This window comes from Rheinheimera oceanensis (assembly GCF_018831085.1).
GTDB lineage: Bacteria > Pseudomonadota > Gammaproteobacteria > Enterobacterales > Alteromonadaceae > Alishewanella > Alishewanella oceanensis.
Genome location: NZ_JAGPNM010000058.1, coordinates 1 through 288 on the forward strand (window position 1 = coordinate 1; position 288 = coordinate 288).

General features: G+C 73.6%; 1 protein-coding gene. It reads left to right on the top strand.

The annotated features are described in order from the left end of the window. Nucleotides 1-288, top strand: a 288-nt coding sequence (locus tag J3B89_RS21085; RefSeq protein ID WP_215768317.1) for a hypothetical protein, incomplete at both ends; no start/stop codon positions are given.

The following is a 288-nucleotide window of genomic DNA, read 5'->3' on the forward strand; positions in this document are numbered from 1 at the left end:
CGCTCCGCCACCTTCGTGCGATCGCTGCAGCGGCTGCTCCGGCTGTCGCTGTTGCCGCTGCTGCTTGCCCTGCTGCCGCTGCATGGCTGGGCAGGCGCCGGCATGCCCGCGGGCGGCGCGGCCGTGCATGCGATCGAATCGGTCGAGGCCGCCAGAGCGATCGATGTCGCCGCAACCATCGACACGGTGCTGGCCGGCGCTTCCGATTGGTCGAGCACCAGCGCCGACCCCGCATCGGACTGTGGCGCCCCCGCGCCGTCCCCGTTCGCCGATGCCGGCGAAGCCGCG